16 protein-coding genes are annotated in these 17,297 nt (G+C 59.3%); 8 read left to right on the top strand and 8 right to left on the bottom strand.

Annotated elements, in window-relative coordinates:
- The first annotated feature begins 42 nt into the window (after positions 1 to 42).
- Positions 43 to 624: an NADPH-dependent FMN reductase gene (gene ssuE / locus ALO80_RS26650; RefSeq protein ID WP_055011138.1), complete on the top strand. Its 582-nt coding sequence runs from the start codon at positions 43 to 45 to the stop codon at positions 622 to 624.
- 8 nt (positions 625 to 632) lie between these two features.
- On the opposite strand, the gene ALO80_RS26645 is transcribed toward ssuE, so the two are convergent.
- The 3 genes from ALO80_RS26645 to ALO80_RS26635 form a co-directional block, all read right to left on the bottom strand.
- The gene (locus ALO80_RS26645) at positions 633 to 1,241 is read right to left on the bottom strand and encodes a LysE family translocator (RefSeq protein ID WP_055011137.1); all 609 of its coding nucleotides are present in this window, start codon (positions 1,239 to 1,241) and stop codon (positions 633 to 635) included.
- Positions 1,242 to 1,364: 123 nt separating this feature from the next.
- Positions 1,365 to 1,646: an outer membrane protein assembly factor BamD gene (locus tag ALO80_RS26640; RefSeq protein WP_055011136.1), complete on the bottom strand. Its 282-nt coding sequence runs from the start codon at positions 1,644 to 1,646 to the stop codon at positions 1,365 to 1,367.
- Positions 1,647 to 1,735: 89 nt separating this feature from the next.
- A complete protein-coding gene (locus ALO80_RS26635) occupies positions 1,736 to 2,626 on the bottom strand; it encodes a LysR family transcriptional regulator (RefSeq protein ID WP_055011135.1) in 891 nt (296 codons plus the stop codon).
- A gap of 128 nt (positions 2,627 to 2,754) precedes the next feature.
- On the opposite strand from ALO80_RS26635, the gene ALO80_RS26630 reads away from it, so the two are divergent.
- The 3 genes from ALO80_RS26630 to ALO80_RS26620 all read left to right on the top strand — a co-directional run bounded on the left by ALO80_RS26630 (position 2,755) and on the right by ALO80_RS26620 (position 5,750).
- Entirely contained in the window at positions 2,755 to 3,456 is a 702-nt protein-coding gene (locus ALO80_RS26630; RefSeq protein ID WP_054986496.1) for a CoA transferase subunit A, read from the top strand.
- A 41-nt stretch (positions 3,457 to 3,497) separates the two neighbouring features.
- Positions 3,498 to 4,154, top strand: a complete 657-nt coding sequence (locus ALO80_RS26625; protein WP_054986487.1) for a CoA transferase subunit B — start codon at positions 3,498 to 3,500, stop codon at positions 4,152 to 4,154.
- Between the two features lie 177 nt (positions 4,155 to 4,331).
- Positions 4,332 to 5,750: a short-chain fatty acid transporter gene (locus ALO80_RS26620; protein ID WP_055011134.1), complete on the top strand. Its 1,419-nt coding sequence runs from the start codon at positions 4,332 to 4,334 to the stop codon at positions 5,748 to 5,750.
- A 3-nt stretch (positions 5,751 to 5,753) separates the two neighbouring features.
- On the opposite strand, the gene ALO80_RS26615 is transcribed toward ALO80_RS26620, so the two are convergent.
- From ALO80_RS26615 to ALO80_RS26605, 3 genes are all read right to left on the bottom strand, one after another.
- Entirely contained in the window at positions 5,754 to 6,080 is a 327-nt protein-coding gene (locus ALO80_RS26615; protein ID WP_055011133.1) for an antibiotic biosynthesis monooxygenase family protein, read from the bottom strand.
- On the bottom strand, positions 6,077 to 6,811 hold the full coding sequence (locus tag ALO80_RS26610) for a CTP synthase C-terminal region-related (seleno)protein (RefSeq protein ID WP_055011132.1): 735 nt from the start codon (positions 6,809 to 6,811) through the stop codon (positions 6,077 to 6,079). The genes ALO80_RS26615 and ALO80_RS26610 overlap by 4 nt, the downstream gene beginning before the upstream one ends.
- 110 nt (positions 6,812 to 6,921) lie before the next feature.
- On the bottom strand, positions 6,922 to 7,854 hold the full coding sequence (locus ALO80_RS26605) for a 2-hydroxyacid dehydrogenase (protein WP_055011131.1): 933 nt from the start codon (positions 7,852 to 7,854) through the stop codon (positions 6,922 to 6,924).
- Between the two features lie 317 nt (positions 7,855 to 8,171).
- Between ALO80_RS26605 and ALO80_RS26600 the strand changes: the two genes are divergently transcribed.
- Both ALO80_RS26600 and pssA read left to right on the top strand, forming a co-directional pair.
- Positions 8,172 to 9,314: a glycerophosphodiester phosphodiesterase gene (locus tag ALO80_RS26600; protein WP_055011130.1), complete on the top strand. Its 1,143-nt coding sequence runs from the start codon at positions 8,172 to 8,174 to the stop codon at positions 9,312 to 9,314.
- 243 nt (positions 9,315 to 9,557) lie between these two features.
- On the top strand, positions 9,558 to 10,901 hold the full coding sequence (pssA, locus tag ALO80_RS26595) for a CDP-diacylglycerol--serine O-phosphatidyltransferase (RefSeq protein WP_055005359.1): 1,344 nt from the start codon (positions 9,558 to 9,560) through the stop codon (positions 10,899 to 10,901).
- 62 nt (positions 10,902 to 10,963) lie between these two features.
- Here pssA and ligD read toward each other — a convergent pair whose 3' ends face one another.
- On the bottom strand, positions 10,964 to 13,588 hold the full coding sequence (gene ligD / locus ALO80_RS26590) for a DNA ligase D (RefSeq protein WP_055011129.1): 2,625 nt from the start codon (positions 13,586 to 13,588) through the stop codon (positions 10,964 to 10,966).
- A gap of 20 nt (positions 13,589 to 13,608) precedes the next feature.
- Positions 13,609 to 14,514 carry a non-homologous end joining protein Ku gene (ku, locus tag ALO80_RS26585; RefSeq protein ID WP_054986479.1) on the bottom strand — a complete coding sequence of 302 codons (906 nt, stop codon included), beginning with the start codon at positions 14,512 to 14,514 and terminating at the stop codon, positions 13,609 to 13,611.
- Between the two features lie 389 nt (positions 14,515 to 14,903).
- Here ku and ssuD point away from each other — a divergent pair, with 389 nt between their 5' ends.
- Positions 14,904 to 16,043 (top strand): FMNH2-dependent alkanesulfonate monooxygenase, encoded by a 1,140-nt coding sequence (gene ssuD, locus ALO80_RS26580; RefSeq protein WP_054986478.1) that lies wholly within the window; start codon positions 14,904 to 14,906, stop codon positions 16,041 to 16,043.
- The gene (locus ALO80_RS26575; RefSeq protein ID WP_055011128.1) at positions 16,043 to 17,149 is read left to right on the top strand and encodes a sigma-54 interaction domain-containing protein; all 1,107 of its coding nucleotides are present in this window, start codon (positions 16,043 to 16,045) and stop codon (positions 17,147 to 17,149) included. The genes ssuD and ALO80_RS26575 overlap by 1 nt, the downstream gene beginning before the upstream one ends.
- Positions 17,150 to 17,297: the final 148 nt, after the last annotated feature.

Raw genomic sequence — 17,297 nt, 5'->3', positions numbered from 1 at the left:
AAGCTGCTTTACAGTTTCACGCTTATCGCAAGGAAATCCCACATGCTCGTTGTTTCACTTTCAGGCAGTCCCTCGCCCAAATCCCGTTCTGGCGTCGTACTGGCCCATGCCAGCCGCTGGTTACAGAACCACGGGGTTGAGGTCACCACGTTGCGCATACGTGACTTCAATGCCGAGGACCTGCTTTTTGCCCGTTTCGACAGCCCACAAGTGCTGGAATTTATCGAAGCGGTCAGGCAGGCCGATGGCCTGCTGATCGGCACGCCGGTCTACAAGGCGTCATTTTCAGGCGCGCTGAAAACCCTGCTCGACTTGCTGCCCGAACGCGCGCTGCATGGCAAAGTGGTCTTGCCGCTGGCCACCGGCGGCAGCATTGCGCACATGCTGGCTGTGGATTACGCACTCAAACCGGTACTGTCTGCCCTCAAGTCCCAGGAAGTGCTGCACGGTATCTTCGCCATCGATACGCAGATCAGTTACGACGACAATGAAGAAGGCGGCACGCTGGACGAAATTCTCACCGAGCGCCTGCATGAGGGGCTGGAACACTTCCATCACGGCCTGCAACGACGCTTGCAGGCTCGTCACAAGCAGGCGGGCGGGCATTTGCAACTGGCTTTATAGTCCCGGACTCAATGCTCGACAAACAGCGGATACAGCGAGGCCACCAATAGCAAGGCCATCACCCCGTTGAAAAGACGCAGCCCCAGCGGATCGCGCAAAACGTTGCGCAGCAAGCTGCCAAAACCTGCCCAGATGCCTACGCTGGGCAGGTTGATCAGCGCAAACACCGCCGAAATTACCACCACATTGTAGAAATAGCCCTGCATCGGCGTGTAAGTACTAATAGCTCCGATCGCCATGATCCAGGCTTTGGGGTTGACCCATTGAAACAGCGCGGCGCTCATGAAGCCCAGCGGTTTGCCCTGGCTGTCGACCTCATCGGAAGCAGGTTTTGAGGTGGCAATTTTCCAGGCCAGGTACAGAAGGTAGGCGGCCCCCACGTAGCGCAGGATCGTGTAGAGAACGGGCCACGCCTTGAACACACTGCCCAGACCGAAGCCGACGGCCAGCACCAATACGAAAAAACCGATGCTGATGCCGAGCATATGCGGCAGGGTGCGGCTGAAACCGAAATTCACGCCGGAGGCCAGCAGCATCATATTGTTCGGGCCGGGAGTTATCGAGGTGACGAACGCGAAGAGTGTGAACGCAAGAAGCAAATCGAAAGAGAGCACCATACAGCCTGTCCGGATCAGTAAGTCAGGTGCTCACCCTATCGAAAGCGGCAGAGGAAACACACGGACAGTTGACTGTAAATTCCTGCCGTACAGTTACACAAAAAATCGTTTTGAAGCAGACTGTTAACCTTGCGGCTGCTGGCCTGTCACACCCAGGTCAACACTTGTTTCGCCTTTATCGTCGAATTCCCGCGCCTGCTGAATCCGAGGATCGGCCATCAACTGCGCCTTGCGCGCCTGATACTCCTCAAACGACAGGCCACGACGGTTCAGGTCTTCAAGCGCCAGTTGATGGCTTTCTTCGGCACTGAACGCACGCTGCTCGACCGCATGATGGGTGGAGCAGCCGGAAACCAGCGCAACGGTGAATGTCAGGACAAGCGCAAGGGCAAGCATACGGTTCATCTGGGGCCTCCGGGCGGGCTTCATTTCAGGAATGAAGCAAGGTTACGCCGCCCCCCCGTTGCAGCAAAAATCATCCGCCGTGATAGTCGCTATCGACTGCTCCGAGCCTCCTCGATCAATACCTCGCGCAACGCCTGGGCCGCAGTGGAAAGTTTGTGATCGGCCAGCATCATCAGGCCGATACGGCGCTCGATACGCGGCTCTACCAGCGCAACGCAGCATGCCCCCAGTTCGTGCATCTGCCCTATACACAGCGATGGCACGGCGCTTACGCCCAGACCGTTGGCAACCATACGGCCGATGGTCGACAACTGATGGCTTTCGAACGCCACCGCCAGCTTGCCGTGCCTGGGCTCGATGGCCTGCTCCAGCAGCAAACGTACGGCCGAAGGGCGTTGCAGGGCGATAAAGTCTTCGCGCAACAGTTCCGCCCAGGACACCTCGCCCCGCCCGGCCAGCGGCGACTCTCCAGGTACCACGGCCACGAAACGGTCCATATAGAACGGCGTAAACGACAGGGTGCCGTTGGACTCGGGCTCAAAACCGATCCCCAGCTCGACGCGACGATGGCGCACCATCTCCAGCACCTGTTCGTTGATCACGTCATGCACCGCAACGTTGACCCGCGGGTAGCGTCCGCGGAATACCTTCAGCGCCGCAGGCAGCAGATTGCCGGCGAATGATGGCATGGCGGCGATGGAAACCCGCCCCGTCTGCAAGGTGAACCGCTGGCGCAGCAGCTCTTCGGTGTTGTCCCAGTCGGCCATCAGTTGGCGCGCCAGTGGCAGCAGGGTTTCGCCTTCGGGCGTCAGCGCCACATTGCGTGTGGTGCGGGTCAGCAATTGCCCGCCCAGGTCGTCCTCCAGCCCCTTGATCGTCAGGCTCAACGCCGGCTGAGAGATGTTCAGCCGCTCCCCTGCCTGGGCAAAGCTCAAGTACTGCGCCACTGCCAGAAAAGCGCGAAGCTGCTTGACATTCATCTATTCGATTTTCTTATCAATTGATCAGAAAAACAAAATTAACAAATCAGTGCTCACGAGAGAAGATGCAAGTCATCGATCCTCCGGCAGTGCGACTGTCGGTCAACAACTATAAAAGGCGGATCATCATGGCTGGACTCGATAAACGAGTAGCGACTTACGAAGAAGCCCTCGCCGGGCTGACCGATGGCATGACTGTGCTCTGCGGCGGCTTTGGCCTGTGTGGCATTCCGGAAAACCTGATCATGCAGATCAAACGCATGGGCATCAAAGGCCTGACCGTGGTTTCCAACAACTGCGGCGTTGACGGCTTCGGCCTGGGCATACTGCTCGAAGACCGGCAGATCCGGAAAATGATTTCATCCTACGTCGGCGAAAACGCCTTGTTCGAAAAGCAGTTGCTCAGTGGCGAACTGGAAGTCGAACTCACCCCTCAAGGCACCCTGGCGGAAAAACTGCGCGCAGGTGGCGCGGGCATTCCGGCGTTCTACACCGCGACCGGTTATGGAACCCCCGTGGCTGAAGGCAAGGAAACCCGTCAGTTCAATGGCCGCAACGTCATTCTGGAGGAAGCCATCACCGGCGACTTCGCCTTGATCAAAGGCTGGAAAGCCGACCACTTCGGCAATGTCATCTATAGACATACCGCGCAAAACTTCAACCCGGTAGCGGCCACCGCTGGACGTATCACCGTGGTGGAAGTCGAGGAGATCGTCGAACCCGGCGTATTGCTGCCTGCCCAGATCCACACGCCCGGCATTTATGTCGATCGAGTGATTCAAGGCACGTTTGAAAAACGCATTGAACAGCGCACCGTCAGAAAATCCTGATAGCGCCGCCTCGGGCAGACAACAACAAAGAGATTCAGACCATGGCACTTTCTCGCGAACAAATGGCTCAACGCGTCGCTCGTGAACTCAAGGACGGTTATTACGTGAACCTCGGCATCGGCATTCCAACGCTGGTGGCCAACTATGTGCCGGACGACATCGACGTCATGCTGCAATCGGAAAACGGCCTGCTGGGCATGGGCGCCTTTCCGACCGAGGACACCCTCGACGCGGACATGATCAATGCCGGCAAGCAGACAGTTACCGCACGCATCGGAGCATCGATTTTCTCGTCGGCCGAATCCTTTGCCATGATCCGTGGTGGCCATGTCGACCTGACGGTGCTTGGCGCTTTCGAGGTGGATGTCGAGGGCAATATCGCGTCGTGGATGATCCCCGGCAAACTGGTCAAGGGCATGGGCGGCGCGATGGACCTGGTGGCGGGTGCCGAAAACATCATTGTGACCATGACCCACGCATCCAGGGACGGCGAATCCAAGCTGCTGACCCGCTGCAGCCTGCCGCTGACCGGTGCGGGATGCATTCGCAAGGTGCTGACCGACCTGGCGTACCTGGAAATTGAAAACGGTGCGTTCATCCTCCGCGAGCGTGCGCCTGGGGTCAGCGTCGAAGAGATCATAGCCAGGACCGCCGGCAAACTGATCGTTCCGGATGACGTGATCGAGATGAGCTTTTGAGGACCGTGAGCCTCTGGCTCCTGGTTATGAAGCTCGCGCTTGACTGTGGCCAACGGCCCGGCTAGCTCCTGCGGCGTCTGACCAACATCAGAATGGCTTGCGAACGCTTGGTGCCACGACGTGGTAACACCACCTTGCGCTCGACCCCGATAATAATGACAAGAAGAGGTGCCCCAGATGGCCGCCAACATCGAAGAAAGCCGTTCCGCCCGATTTGCCTTGCGCTGTGCAGCGTGGGCCGAGCGCTGGTTTCCCGACTCCTGGGTATTTGCCGCATTGGCGGTGGTTATCGTCACCCTGGCAACGCTGGCTATCGGCGCACGTCCGGCCGAGGCCGCCAAGGCATTCGGTGACGGGTTCTGGAGCCTGATTCCGTTCACCATGCAAATGGCCTTCGTGGTCATTGGCGGTTACGTGGTCGCCAGTTCACCTCCCGCCGTACGCCTGATCGACCGCCTGGCCCGGGTGCCACGCAACGGACGCTCGGCGGTGGCCTGGGTGGCGCTGATTTCCATGCTGGCCTCGTTACTCAACTGGGGACTGTCACTGGTGTTCGGCGGCTTGCTGGCACGCGCCCTCGCCCGGCGTACCGACCTGCGCATGGATTATCGCGCAGCCGGTGCTGCCGCGTACCTGGGGCTGGGCGCAGTCTGGGCGCTGGGGTTGTCTTCTTCGGCTGCGCAGTTGCAGGCCAACCCGGCCAGCCTGCCGCCGTCCATCCTGGCGATCACCGGCGTGATTCCTTTCACCGAAACCATTTTTCTGTGGCAATCCGGGGTCATGCTCGCAGCACTGGTGGTCATCTCACTGATCGTGGCCTATGCCACCGCCCCAGGTCCCAACAGCGCTCGCGACGCCAAGGCCTGCGGTGTCGACCCGGCCTTCAACCTGCCGCCACTGCCACCTCGCACACGGCCCGGCGAATGGCTGGAGTATAGCCCGCTGCTGATCATCCTGATGGTGCTGCTGGGAGCAGGCTGGTTGTTCAACGAGTTTTCGAACAAACCGGCGATCACTGCGATTTCCGGACTCAATACTTACAACTTTCTGTTCATCATGCTCGGCGCATTGCTGCACTGGCGGCCGCGCAGCTTTCTCGATGCAGTAGCACGGGCGGTGCCCACTACCACCGGTGTGTTGATTCAATTTCCGCTGTACGGCTCGATCGCCGCGCTGCTGACTACAGTCAAAGGCGGTGATGCGCAAACCCTGGCGCATTACATCTCGACGTTTTTCACCAGTATCGCCTCGCATGACACCTACGCGATTCTGATGGGCGTCTATTCGGCCATATTGGGCTTTTTCATTCCATCGGGCGGCGGCAAGTGGATCATCGAAGCGCCCTATGTGATGCAAGTCGCCAATGACCTGCAGTATCACCTCGGCTGGGCAGTACAGATCTACAACGCAGCCGAAGCGCTTCCCAACCTGATCAATCCGTTTTATATGCTGCCGCTGCTGGGCGTACTGGGCCTGAAAGCACGTGACTTGATCGGGTTCTCGTTCGTGCAGTTGCTGGTTCACACGCCACTGGTACTGTTTCTGCTCTGGGCACTGGGCATTACACTGGCCTATACGCCGCCGGTAATGCCCTGATAGCTAGCTGTCGAACGCGTAATCACGCTCGACCTTGCAGATTCGCGTGGTAAACGCCTGATACCAGCGTGCACGCCCCTGCTCGCGGACCTCGGCATGTTCGGCTTGCCGTTTCCAGGCCAGAATCGCGGTCTCATCGGTCCAGTAGGATACGGTGATCCCCAGTCCGTCTTCGCCGCGTGCCGATTCCACGCCTAAAAAGCCGGGCCGTTGCCGGGCCAGACCTACCATTCGCCGCGCAGCATCTGCGTAGGCCTGCCCTTCGTCAGGCGTACGCAATGAGGTGAACACGACCGCAAAATAGGGCGTGGCAAAGCGCGAGGCCATCATGATTCGGTACTCTGTACGAATGCGCTGCAAGCGCGCAGGAAAGCCTTGACCACAGGCGGTATTTCGCCCTGCAACGCAGCCCGTTCCGGCTGGAACAGCGTGGCGACGAAGAACGGATGCCCCTGCAGTTCAATACTGCGTACTTCGCCTTCCGGGCCGCGTCCACTGATTTCGAGCCGTTGGCCGAACAGCGCGGACTCCAGCTCACGGCGCAGACCGTAGCGGCAGTGATAACGCTCTTCTATATCCAGCCTGCCGTACGCCCGGGCAATCAATGTATCGGGTTGCAACTGAACCGCTGCCACCGATTCGACCAGTGAGCAACTGAGTGGCTTAATGATGACGTTTGGCGCTTCTGGTGCCGTTTCGCCGTGCTCGGCGTCTGCCCAGCCCAATTGATGGCGAGCGTACTCCACCAACGCGTGCTGAAAGCCGCCGCACGTTCCAAGAAACGGCACGAGCTGCTCACGGGCGAAACGAATGGCAGTCAATGCGCCCTGCATGTCCAGGTACGGACTGGCAGGCACACACCAGAGACCGTCGAATTCGCCAAGCCGTGCACCGTTGCCGATCTGTGGCGTAGGCAGCCACTCGAAGCCGACCGTTATTTGAAGCACCTCCGCCGCCATCTGCAATGCCAGAGGAATGGCCCGATGGGCTGGAACATCCGCGTTGAAATCCCCCACCAGGCCGATCTTTACCGTGTTGCCTACGCTATCTGCTTTGCCCATGCCCTGCTCCCTGTTCGACTTCGTATGACCTGGGCGGGGACTATAAACAGGCATCAAAACCAGCAGAATGGGCATCGTTGCAATGCCGGCGTGCAACACTGCACGCCGGGTCAGTCAATCACAGGCGTCAGCACCGGCTTTCCGGAAAAGAATGCCAGCAGATTGTCGTTGACCATCTGCACACTGTCTCTCGAGGCCTCCGGGGACAGCCCTGCTACATGGGGCGTCAGCACGACATTGCCCAGCGTCTTGAACACGTCCGGCACAGCGGGCTCATCGTCGAACACGTCCAGCGCGGCTCCGGCAATCCGCTGGTTCTCGAGCACCTCGACCAAGGCATGAGTGTCCACGACACTGGCGCGCGCAATATTGACCAGAAAGCCTTCAGGACCCAGTGCCTCAAGCACCTGTGCATCGACCAGATGCTGCGTGCCGGTGCCGCCGGGGGTGGCGATGATCAGAAAATCCGACGCGGCAGCCAGCGCTTGTGGCGTGGCGTGCCAGGTGTAATCGCAATCGGTGCGCGGTTTGCGATTGTGGTAGCCGATGGCGATGTCGAACGCTGCTGCACGCTTGGCAATCGCCAGCCCCACGGCACCCAGCCCGACAATCCCCAGGCGCTTGCCCGCCAGCGAGGGTCGTACCACCTTGCGCCATTCGCTGCGCCGTACCGAGGCATCGGCCTGCGGGATGTCACGCACCAGGGACAGCAACAGCGCCAGCGTATGATCAGCCACCGTGGCGGCATTGACGCCCGCACCGTTGGTCACACGGATGCCCCGCGCCTGCGCAGCAGACAGATCAACCTTCTCGTAGCCGGCACCGCTCACACAAATGATGCGCAGCTGCGGCAGTGCATCCATTTCCTCGGCGAAAAAACCCAGCGGTCCGCGTGTGACAACGGCACTGATTTCCTGCCCGTGCGCAGCAATTGCCTCGGCGCGCAGTTCAGCCGTCGGCGCACGAATCAGCTGAAAACCGCTGCTTTCCAGAATTGGCAAATACGTGTCCAGGTTTTCCACCAGCACCAATACCGTTGTCATGTGCGTTCTCGTCCGATCAGCAAAACACTGACCTTAACGCGACTCGACGCGCTTGTGCAGCGCACCCTGGTGTTCGCGCTGAAAAAAAGCTTTCGCCTGCACTATGTGTTCATAAAGTGGACGCATTTGCCGGAGACACTGGGCTCTGTACGAAAACTCGGCGAGCGTAGCCAATTCAGGCCCAGAGCCTGAGGCCTTGCCAGACCCGGGATCGCAAGTGCGCTATCGTTGCATGCAGCGAAACCAACGGCAGCCCTGTCGGCTGGTGCTCAGGTTTCTCAAAACAGGCCTTCTCAAAAACAAGGAAACACCCGCCCATGCAAGGATTTTCCACCACCCTGTTGAAAAAGACCCTTTTGGCTGCGGCTGTCATGTCGAGCCTGATGTTGTCATCAGGCATGGCAGCGGCGGCGGATGCCCCAGGCAAGGTATTGAGCGAGAAATACGGTCTGCCCTGGCCCGCCGTGATCGCCCACCGCGGCGCTTCATTCGACGCGCCGGAAGAGACCATTCCGGCCTATACCCTGGCACGCGATCTGGGTGCCGATTACCTGGAAATGGACATCCAGCGCACCAAGGACGGCGTACTGATAGCGCTGCACGATGACGTGCTGGAACGCACCACCAACATTGCCGAAGTGTTCCCGACCCGGGTCAAGGACCCGGTCAGTACCTTCACGCTGGCGGAACTCAAGCAACTGGATGCTGGTTCATGGTTCAACAAGGCCTACCCCGACAGGGCGCGCGACAGTTACACCGGGTTGCAAATCCTGACACTGGATGAGGTCATCGACATCGCCGAAGGCGGCGCGAACAAACCGGGGCTGTACATCGAGACCAAGGTGCCGAACAAGTTTCCCGGTGTCGAAGCCGACCTTAAAAAAGTGCTGACCCAACGCGGCTGGCTCGCGCAGCGCCCCGCCGCAGCGGCCGGCCATGTCAACGTCGCGCATATGCCGGGACGCGTGGTACTGCAGACGTTCGAGAAGCAAAGCCTGGAATTGCTGCAGAAAGAAATGCCGAAAGTGCCCAAAGTCATGCTGCTGTGGATTGGCGAAGGCTCGATAGAGCCTAAATCCAGCGTCGCGTTCAAGGATTCGGGGGCCAAGGACAAAGCCACCTACTACGCTTCGCAGGAAGTCAAATCACCGGAGGAGTTCCAGAAATGGATTGACTGGGCCAAAGCCCATGGTGCCATCGGCACCGGTCCTTCGTCGCAACTGGCCAAGGGCGGCGACCAAAGCTACATGGACCTGGTCAAGCCCTGGATGAACAACCTGACCCACGAGAAAGGTATGGTGATCCACGCCTACACGGTGGACGCCGCCGATGACTTCAAGCGCATCAGCAATGATGGGGTCGATGGTTTCTTCACCAACCGTACCGCTGAACTGTTGAAATTCTACGGGCGCCCCGCGAAAGAAAGCATTCACACCATTCTCAAGCGTAACGGCTACTGATCGAGCCACTGGCCGCATCCCGCGATGCGGCCAGCCACCCGAAAATCGATCGTACCCGCCAGCTTCAAAGCGTATCGGCCAATGTCGCGAACGCCCGACGCTCAGTGCCCCGATGTCACACCGCTCGCCATGGGCATAACATCCCGAGACGCTTCGCAATGCTTTGAAACAGGTCAGGGACAGCCACCTGCACGCAACTCTCGTGTAAGCTCATGCGCTATTGGTTTTCCGATCGAGAGGCCTATGCCGTCCACTTTCCGACGCTCGACCCTGGCAGCACTTCGTGGTTTTGCCTTGCCGAGCGATGCAATCTCCATTGTTCCTTCTGCCGCCGACTACAGGCGCTGTCTGCTGGAAAGGATCGCGTCGGCCACCCGCCGCATCTATATCATCGCGTTGTACCTGCAACAGGATGAAGCCGGCCAGGAGATCCTCGACGCGCTGTACGCGGCCAAGGCTGCCCGGCCGGAGCTTGATGTCGTGGTGCTGGTTGACTGGTTCCGTGCGCAGAGGGGGCTGATCGGTGCCGGACGTCAGCCCGGCAACTCGACCTGGTATCAGGCGCAGAACCTTGAATACGATGAAGAAGTACCGATCTACGGCGTGCCCGTGCAAACCCGCGAGCTGTTCGGGGTGCTGCATCTCAAGGGCAGTGTGATCGACGATTGTGTGATCTACAGCGGTGCCAGCATCAACAACGTCTACCTGCACAAGCTCGACAAATACCGCCTGGACCGTTACCACCTGATCGAAAGCGCACCACTGGCGGATGCTTTTCAGAATCTGGTACAGCGAGAAATACTCCCGTCACCGGCCGTGCACCGCCTCGACCTGCAATCGCCACCCGACTCGCGCAGCCTGCGCAGTGAAATCCGCGCCTTTCGCAGCGATCTGAAGCGCGCCGCCTACGACACCTCGGCGGGTGAAAAGGAAAACGGCGAGCTGCGGGTGATTCCGCTGCTGGGCGTCGGACCACGTAACAACCTTAATCGAGCCATTTGCGACCTGATTGCGTCGAGCAAGATCCAGCTGACCATCTGCACCCCGTATTTCAACCTGCCGGTGGCCGTGACCCGTGAGATCAACCGGGCGCTCAAGCGCGGTGTGCAGGTCGATATCATCATTGGCGACAAGACCGCCAACGACTTCTTCATTGACCCGGACGAACCGTTCAAGGTGATCTCGGCCCTGCCGTACCTGTATGAAATCAGTCTGCGGCGCTTTGCCCACAAGCATCAAAAGGCAATCGCGCAGCAGCGCCTCAACGTGCACCTGTGGAAACATGGCGATAACACGTTCCATCTCAAAGGCATTTGGGTCGATCAGCGCTATACCCTGTTGACGGGCAACAACCTTAACCCTCGTGCATTCAATCTGGACCTGGAAAACGCGCTGTTGATCGATGATCCGCAAGGCCTCTGGAGCGAGCCGCGTGACGCAGAAATCGCTCATCTGATGCGCAATACCCAGCGCGTCAACCAGTATGACGAACTCGACACACTGGCCAATTATCCCGAAGGGGTGCGCAAGTTCCTCAAGCGCGTCAGCCGGGTCCGGGTCGAGCGATTGCTGTACCGGATTCTCTGACCCTCAGGCGGCCGGCCGACATGCCAGGGCATGTCGGCTTGCAGCGAATGAAACACGGCGTCTCACGGCTGTTTCGCGCCCAGTTGCTTCCACATCTTTTGCGTGATTTTGCGGCGGTTGCTGTAGCCGGCCCACGGATCGTCCTTGAGCTGCTTCAAGCGCTGCCCCAGGCTGGAGATGTCCCACTGTGCCGGCGACTTCAGACCCGCCAGCTCATCCAGCGCAATCGGCACCGAGACCGGCAACCCCGGCCGGGCACGTACCGAATAGGCCGTCACTGTGCTGCCGCCTCGGCTGTTGCGCAGGTAATCGATGAAAATTTTCCCCACCCGGTTCTTCGGCCCCATGGTCGCAGTGAAATGTTCGGGCAACTGACGACTGGCGAACTCGGCGATGGCCTTGGCAAAGGCCTTCACCGTGTCCCAGTCTGCGTGCCGCGCCAACGGCACAATGATGTGCATGCCCTTGCCGCCACTGGTCTTGAGATAGGCGTCGAGCCCAAGCTCCTCCAGCACGGCAAGCACCATTTGCGTGGCTTCGATCATGCTGCGCCAGGGCAGCGCCGGATCGGGATCAAGGTCCAGAACGAAATGGTCCGGCGTTTCGATCCTGTCACGCGTCGCGCCCCAGGTATGCAACTCGATGGCTCCCATCTGCGCAGCACCGACCAATGCGGGCAGCGAATCGATTTCCATCAGCGCGGCATGTCCGGGATCCAGCGCACGATCCAGCTGTTTGATGTGCGGAATCGCCAGATGCTTGGCGTGTTTCTGGAAGAACTGCTCACCGTCGATGCCCTCCGGACAACGCAGCAACGCCACCGGACGCTTGTTCAGATACGGCAGAATCCACTCGGCGATAGACTCGTAGAACTGTGCAAGCTGGACCTTGCTGGTGCCGGTCTTGCTGTCGATTACCCGATCCGGATGGCTGATGCCGGTGCCGGCTACATCCACTTTGCCTTGAGCGGTTTTTTTACCGCTCCGGGGCGCTGCCGACTTCGCTTTAGTCTGGCCCTGACTGGCAACCCTGGCAGGCTGAGCGTCTTCGCGCACCACCTCAGTGGCTGGCTTGTCACTGCGCAATCCGACAAATGCAGCCTGTCGCACAATGCCTTCGCGGGTCCACTGGGCGAATTCCGCTTCGCAGACCTGTTTTGGCTCGACCCACTGCACACCCCGGGCCTGAGCCGAGGACAGTTTTCTGGCCAGCGGTGAATCCTTGCGGTGGAGCTTTTTCAGCTGTTTGTGCAGTTGTGCAAGCGTCGCTTCACTGAACCCGGTGCCGACCCTGCCGGCATACACCAGTCCCTCATCGCCGTCGTTGACCGCCAGCAACAAGGCCCCAAATGCCGAGCGGCTGCCCTGCGGAGCGGAGTACCCGACAATCACGAACTCTTGTCGCAGCCGGCATTTGAGCTTGATCCAGTCGGCGTTGCGCTTGCCGACATAGGCACTCCCGGCACGCTTGCCAATGACCCCTTCCAGGCCCATTGCGGCAGCACTCGCCACAATGTCCTGATGCCCGGCCTGAAAGGCATCCGAATAACGCAACAGGCGACTGCGCTGAGCGTGGAGCACGTGTTTCAAGGCCTCACGACGCTGTTCAAGGGGCACTTCACGCAGATCTTCTGCGCCCAGGAACGGCATGTCGAACAGGTAATACAGGATGTTTTTGCTGGTGCCGGCGTCAAAGGCATTCTGCAGCCCCTGGAAGTCCGGGAGCCCTTGCTCGTCAAGAACCACGACCTCACCGTCGAACCAGCTGTCCTTTACTTTCAGCCCCTTGAGCGCCTTGACCAGCTCGGGCAGCCGCTCGGTCCAGTCATGACCGTTACGGGTGAACAAACGCACTTCATCATCCTGAATGCGGGTCAGAATGCGGTAGCCGTCGAACTTGATCTCATAAAGCCAGTCACCCGCTGGCGGCGCATCCACCAACGTCGCCAGTTGCGGCGAAAGCGCTTCAGGGAAGTCTGGCTTCGATTTCTTCCGCGCTGTTTTTGCAGGTGAAGCGGATGCCTCGGTTTTTGACGCCGAGGCTCCGGTTTTGCCCGATGCAGGTTTTACCGGAGGCTTTGCCGACGTGCTGCGCTTTTTGTCTGCATGAGCATTGCCGACGTGAGCACCACTGATCACGCTCTGCGGCTGCTCCTGAGTAATGTCGTATTCGTCAGCAGGCCGTGCAATGGCGTCCTTTTCCTTGATCAGCAGCCACTGCTCCTTGCTGCCGCTACCTTTGAGCCGGGTACGTACCAGTGCCCAGTCGCCACTGAGCTTCTCGCCGACCAGGGTGAATTTGAGCTTTCCTTCCTCATAGGTCTTTTGCGGATCGCCATGCGGTTGCCAGATCCCACGGTCCCAGACAATCACATCGCCGCCGCCGTACTGACCTTGCGGAATGCTGCCCTCGAAACCGGCATAGTCCAGTGGGTGGTCTTCGACATGCACGGCCAGCCGCTTTTGCCTGGGGTCCAGACTCGGCCCTTTGGGCACCGCCCAGCTCTTGAGCGTGCCGTCCAGTTCCAGGCGAAAATCGTAGTGCAGGTTACGTGCATCGTGCTTTTGAATCACGAAAGCCAGCGCACCGGGCTTCGAACGGGATTTGCCTTTGCGCGGGCTCTCCGCAGGCTCGGAGGTGACGGCAAAATTGCGCTTGCGTGTGTACTCGCTGGCGGGCTTGGCCATGGCCGGTGTCTCCGTATGGCTCAAGAGGCTTTACTGGTTTTCTTGCGAGCGGCAGGTCGTTTGGGCTTGGTACTGTCCTTGTCGGCAGGTTTTTCTTTTGCCGCGGGCTTGCCCGGTTTGCTTTTACCCGCACTACCCTTGCCCGCCAGGCTGCGCCGCAACAAGTCGGTGAGGTCGATGACATCGGCGCTCTTGCGCTCTTCTTCGGCCGGATCCGTCTCGACATCCTCGATCTTGCCTTCTCCTGCCTTGGTTTCGACCAATTGCATGATTTTGTCCTGAAAGGTGTCACGGTACTGCTCAGGCTGCCAGTCGGCGCTCATGTCCTTGACCAGACGCTTGGCCATGTCGCGCTCGCTTTTGGTCAACTGCGCATCCGTCACCGCGTCGCTCAGCTCAAGAGCGTCGAGCTCGCGCACGTCGGCAGGCCAGCGCAGGATCACCATCACCAGTGCCGACTCCAGCGGCATGACCGCCGCCAGATGTTCACGGGTGTGCAACACGACATTGGCCAGCGCCACCTTGCGGGTATCGATCAGGGTTTCGCGCAGCAGTGCATAGACTTTTTCGCCGCGTTTGTCCGGGGTCAGAAAATAAGGTGTGTCGATGTTTTGCAAAGGGATCTGCTGGCTGTCGACGAAGGCGAATATATCGATGGTCTGAGTCGATTTTGGGTGCGCGGAGCGTATTTCTTCTTCGCTGAGCACGACATAACGATCCTTTTCGTACGCCACACCCTTGACGATATTTTCGCTGGTCACTTCCTTGCCGGTGACCTTGTTGATTCGCTTGTAGCCGACCGGGTCCATGCTGCGCTTGTCGAGCCAGTCAAAGTCGACACTGGTTGAGGTTGTCGCCGATACCAACGCGACCGGTATATGTACCAGCCCGAAGCTGATTGCGCCTTTCCAGATTGCCCTTGCCATGGTCTGACTCCTATTGATCTTGAAAAAGTGACAGGACCGGTCGGACAAAAGTTTCGACAGCCTGACGAGTGCCGGAAAACCCGCGCAGGTAAGCGCGGTTTTTTGTTTTCATAACCGGACTGTCAACGCTTTGGCTCCTGATAAACACAATAGCGAGCGAGGTCGCGAGACGTTCAAAGCCTTGTCCTGGAAGGGTCTGCAGGATGACATACAGACTTTGATGGTCCTTATATGCGTTTAGGATCTAAAAATATGGTTTAACGTTCTTTTGCGGAATAAATCAGACGTTCTATAAATGGCTCCACCTCGAACGCTGTTGGCGAACTGTCTGCAAACCAACAGTTGGTCCCGTCAGCTTTCACTCAGCTGATCACTTGCAAGGATTTGTCATGAACGTTTTCTGGTTTCTTCCGACTCACGGCGACGGCCATTATCTGGGCACGACAAAGGGCGCACGTCCCGTGACCCTCAATTATCTGAAGCAGGTCGCGCAGGCCGCCGATGATCTGGGCTATCACGGGGTACTGATTCCAACCGGCCGTTCCTGCGAAGACTCATGGGTCATCGCTTCGGCGCTGGTGCCATTGACCGAGCGCCTGAAATACCTGGTGGCGATCCGTCCAGGCATCATTTCCCCAACTGTTTCGGCTCGCATGGCAGCCACACTCGATCGTCTTTCCGGCGGCCGTTTGCTGATCAACGTAGTGACAGGTGGCGATCCGGACGAAAATCGCGGCGACGGCAGTTTCCTCGATCACAGTGAGCGCTATGAAGTCACCGACGAATTCCTGCAGATCTGGCGTCGGGTATTGCAGGGCGAAGCGGTCGATTTCGAAGGCAAGCACCTGCGCGTACAGAACGCCAAAGCGCTCTACCCGCCGATTCAGAAGCCTTATCCGCCGCTGTACTTCGGTGGTTCCTCCGACGCAGCACATGACCTTGCTGCCGATCAGGTGGATGTGTACCTGACCTGGGGCGAGCCGCCGGCCGCCGTGGCTCAGAAGCTGGCCGATGTTCGCGAACGGGCAGCCCGCAAGGGACGTACCGTGAAGTTTGGCATTCGCCTGCACGTTATCGTGCGCGAAACCAGTGAAGAAGCCTGGAAAGCTGCGAGCACGCTGATCGAACACATCAGTGATGAAACCATTGCCGCAGCCCAGAAGTCCTTCTCGCGCTTTGATTCCGAAGGCCAGCGACGCATGGCTGCCCTGCATGACGGCCGCCGCGACAATCTGGAGATTGCTCCCAACCTGTGGGCGGGCGTCGGCCTGGTACGCGGTGGCGCAGGCACGGCGCTGGTCGGCAACCCTGAAGAAGTCGCGGCGCGCATCAAGGAATACGCGGACCTGGGCATCGAGAGCTTCATTTTCTCGGGCTACCCGCATCTGGAAGAAGCGTATCGCTTTGCCGAGCTGGTCTTCCCGTTGCTGCCTGAACCCTACGCCAGTCTGGCGGGGCGTGGCATCACCAACCTGACGGGCCCGTTCGGCGAAATGATCGCCAACGATCTGCCCCCGCAGGCCAAGTGATGTCCGGGCAACTGCTGACCTTACCGCACTCGCCTGCGCTGGCGACCTCGATCAGGGCTACTGCGCAGGTGTTCGAGGACCCCAAGTCCAGGGCCTTGCTCGCTCATGTGCGACAGGTTGCGCCCAGCGATGCCAGCGTACTGATCATTGGTGAAACCGGTACCGGCAAAGAGCTGGTGGCACGGCACGTCCACGAGCTGAGTGCACGTCGCGACAAGCCGTTCGTGGCGGTCAACTGCGGCGCGTTCTCCGAGAACCTGATCGAGGCCGAGTTGTTCGGCCACGAGAAAGGCGCCTTTACCGGGGCGATCAGCGCCAAGGCTGGCTGGTTCGAGGAGGCCAACGGCGGCACGCTGTTTCTCGATGAAATCGGCGACCTGCCCATGACACTGCAGGTCAAGCTGCTGCGCGTACTTCAAGAACGGGAAGTCGTCCGTCTGGGCTCGCGCAAAAGCGTGCCGATTGACGTGCGGGTGCTCGCGGCCACCAACGTACAACTGGAAAAAGCCATCAACGCCGGGCATTTTCGCGAGGATCTTTACTACCGGCTGGACGTGGTCAACCTGGAACTGAGCCCGTTGCGCGACCGGCCCGGCGACATCCTGCCGTTGGCGCGGCACTTTATCGAGGTCTATAGCCAGCGCCTGCGCCATGGCCCGGTAAGAATCAGTGCAGAAGCCGAGCACAAGCTCAGGACCTACAGTTGGCCAGGCAATATTCGCGAGCTGGAAAACGTCATTCATCACACCTTGCTGGTCTGCCGGGAAGGCGTCATTCAGCGTGATGATCTGCGCCTGTCGAACCTGAGAATCGAGCGTCAGGACGAACAGAATCCGCCTGACGAATCTGCCGAACAGTTGCTCAATCGGGCGTTTCAAAAGTTGTTCGAAGAACAGGCCGGCGCATTGCACGAGAAGGTCGAAGACACATTGCTCAGAACGGCCTACCGCTTCTGTCACCATAATCAGGTGCACACGGCCAGCTTGCTGGGCCTGACGCGAAATGTCACACGTACGCGACTGATAAAGATCGGTGAACTGGCAGTCAACAAACGCAGGCCGGGTGAAAACGTGCAGGGCGACCGAATGTTGCACCTGTCGGTGTAATACACAGGCAGGTGACGCGGAGCGTCACGCAAGGCCTTTACACGCTGGAGCGTGAGGGAACGAGCGGTATCCGCAAGACGCTATGGTGCCCGCGCTGCGCGTGGGCATGCCGTTGCAGACGCTTTGCGTCCGGCCATCACGCGGCGGC

Origin of the sequence: Pseudomonas caricapapayae, assembly GCF_001400735.1 — a bacterium.
GTDB lineage: Bacteria > Pseudomonadota > Gammaproteobacteria > Pseudomonadales > Pseudomonadaceae > Aquipseudomonas > Aquipseudomonas caricapapayae.
Note: the sequence above shows the minus strand (reverse complement) of the source record. Positions and strands in the feature narration are given on the sequence as shown.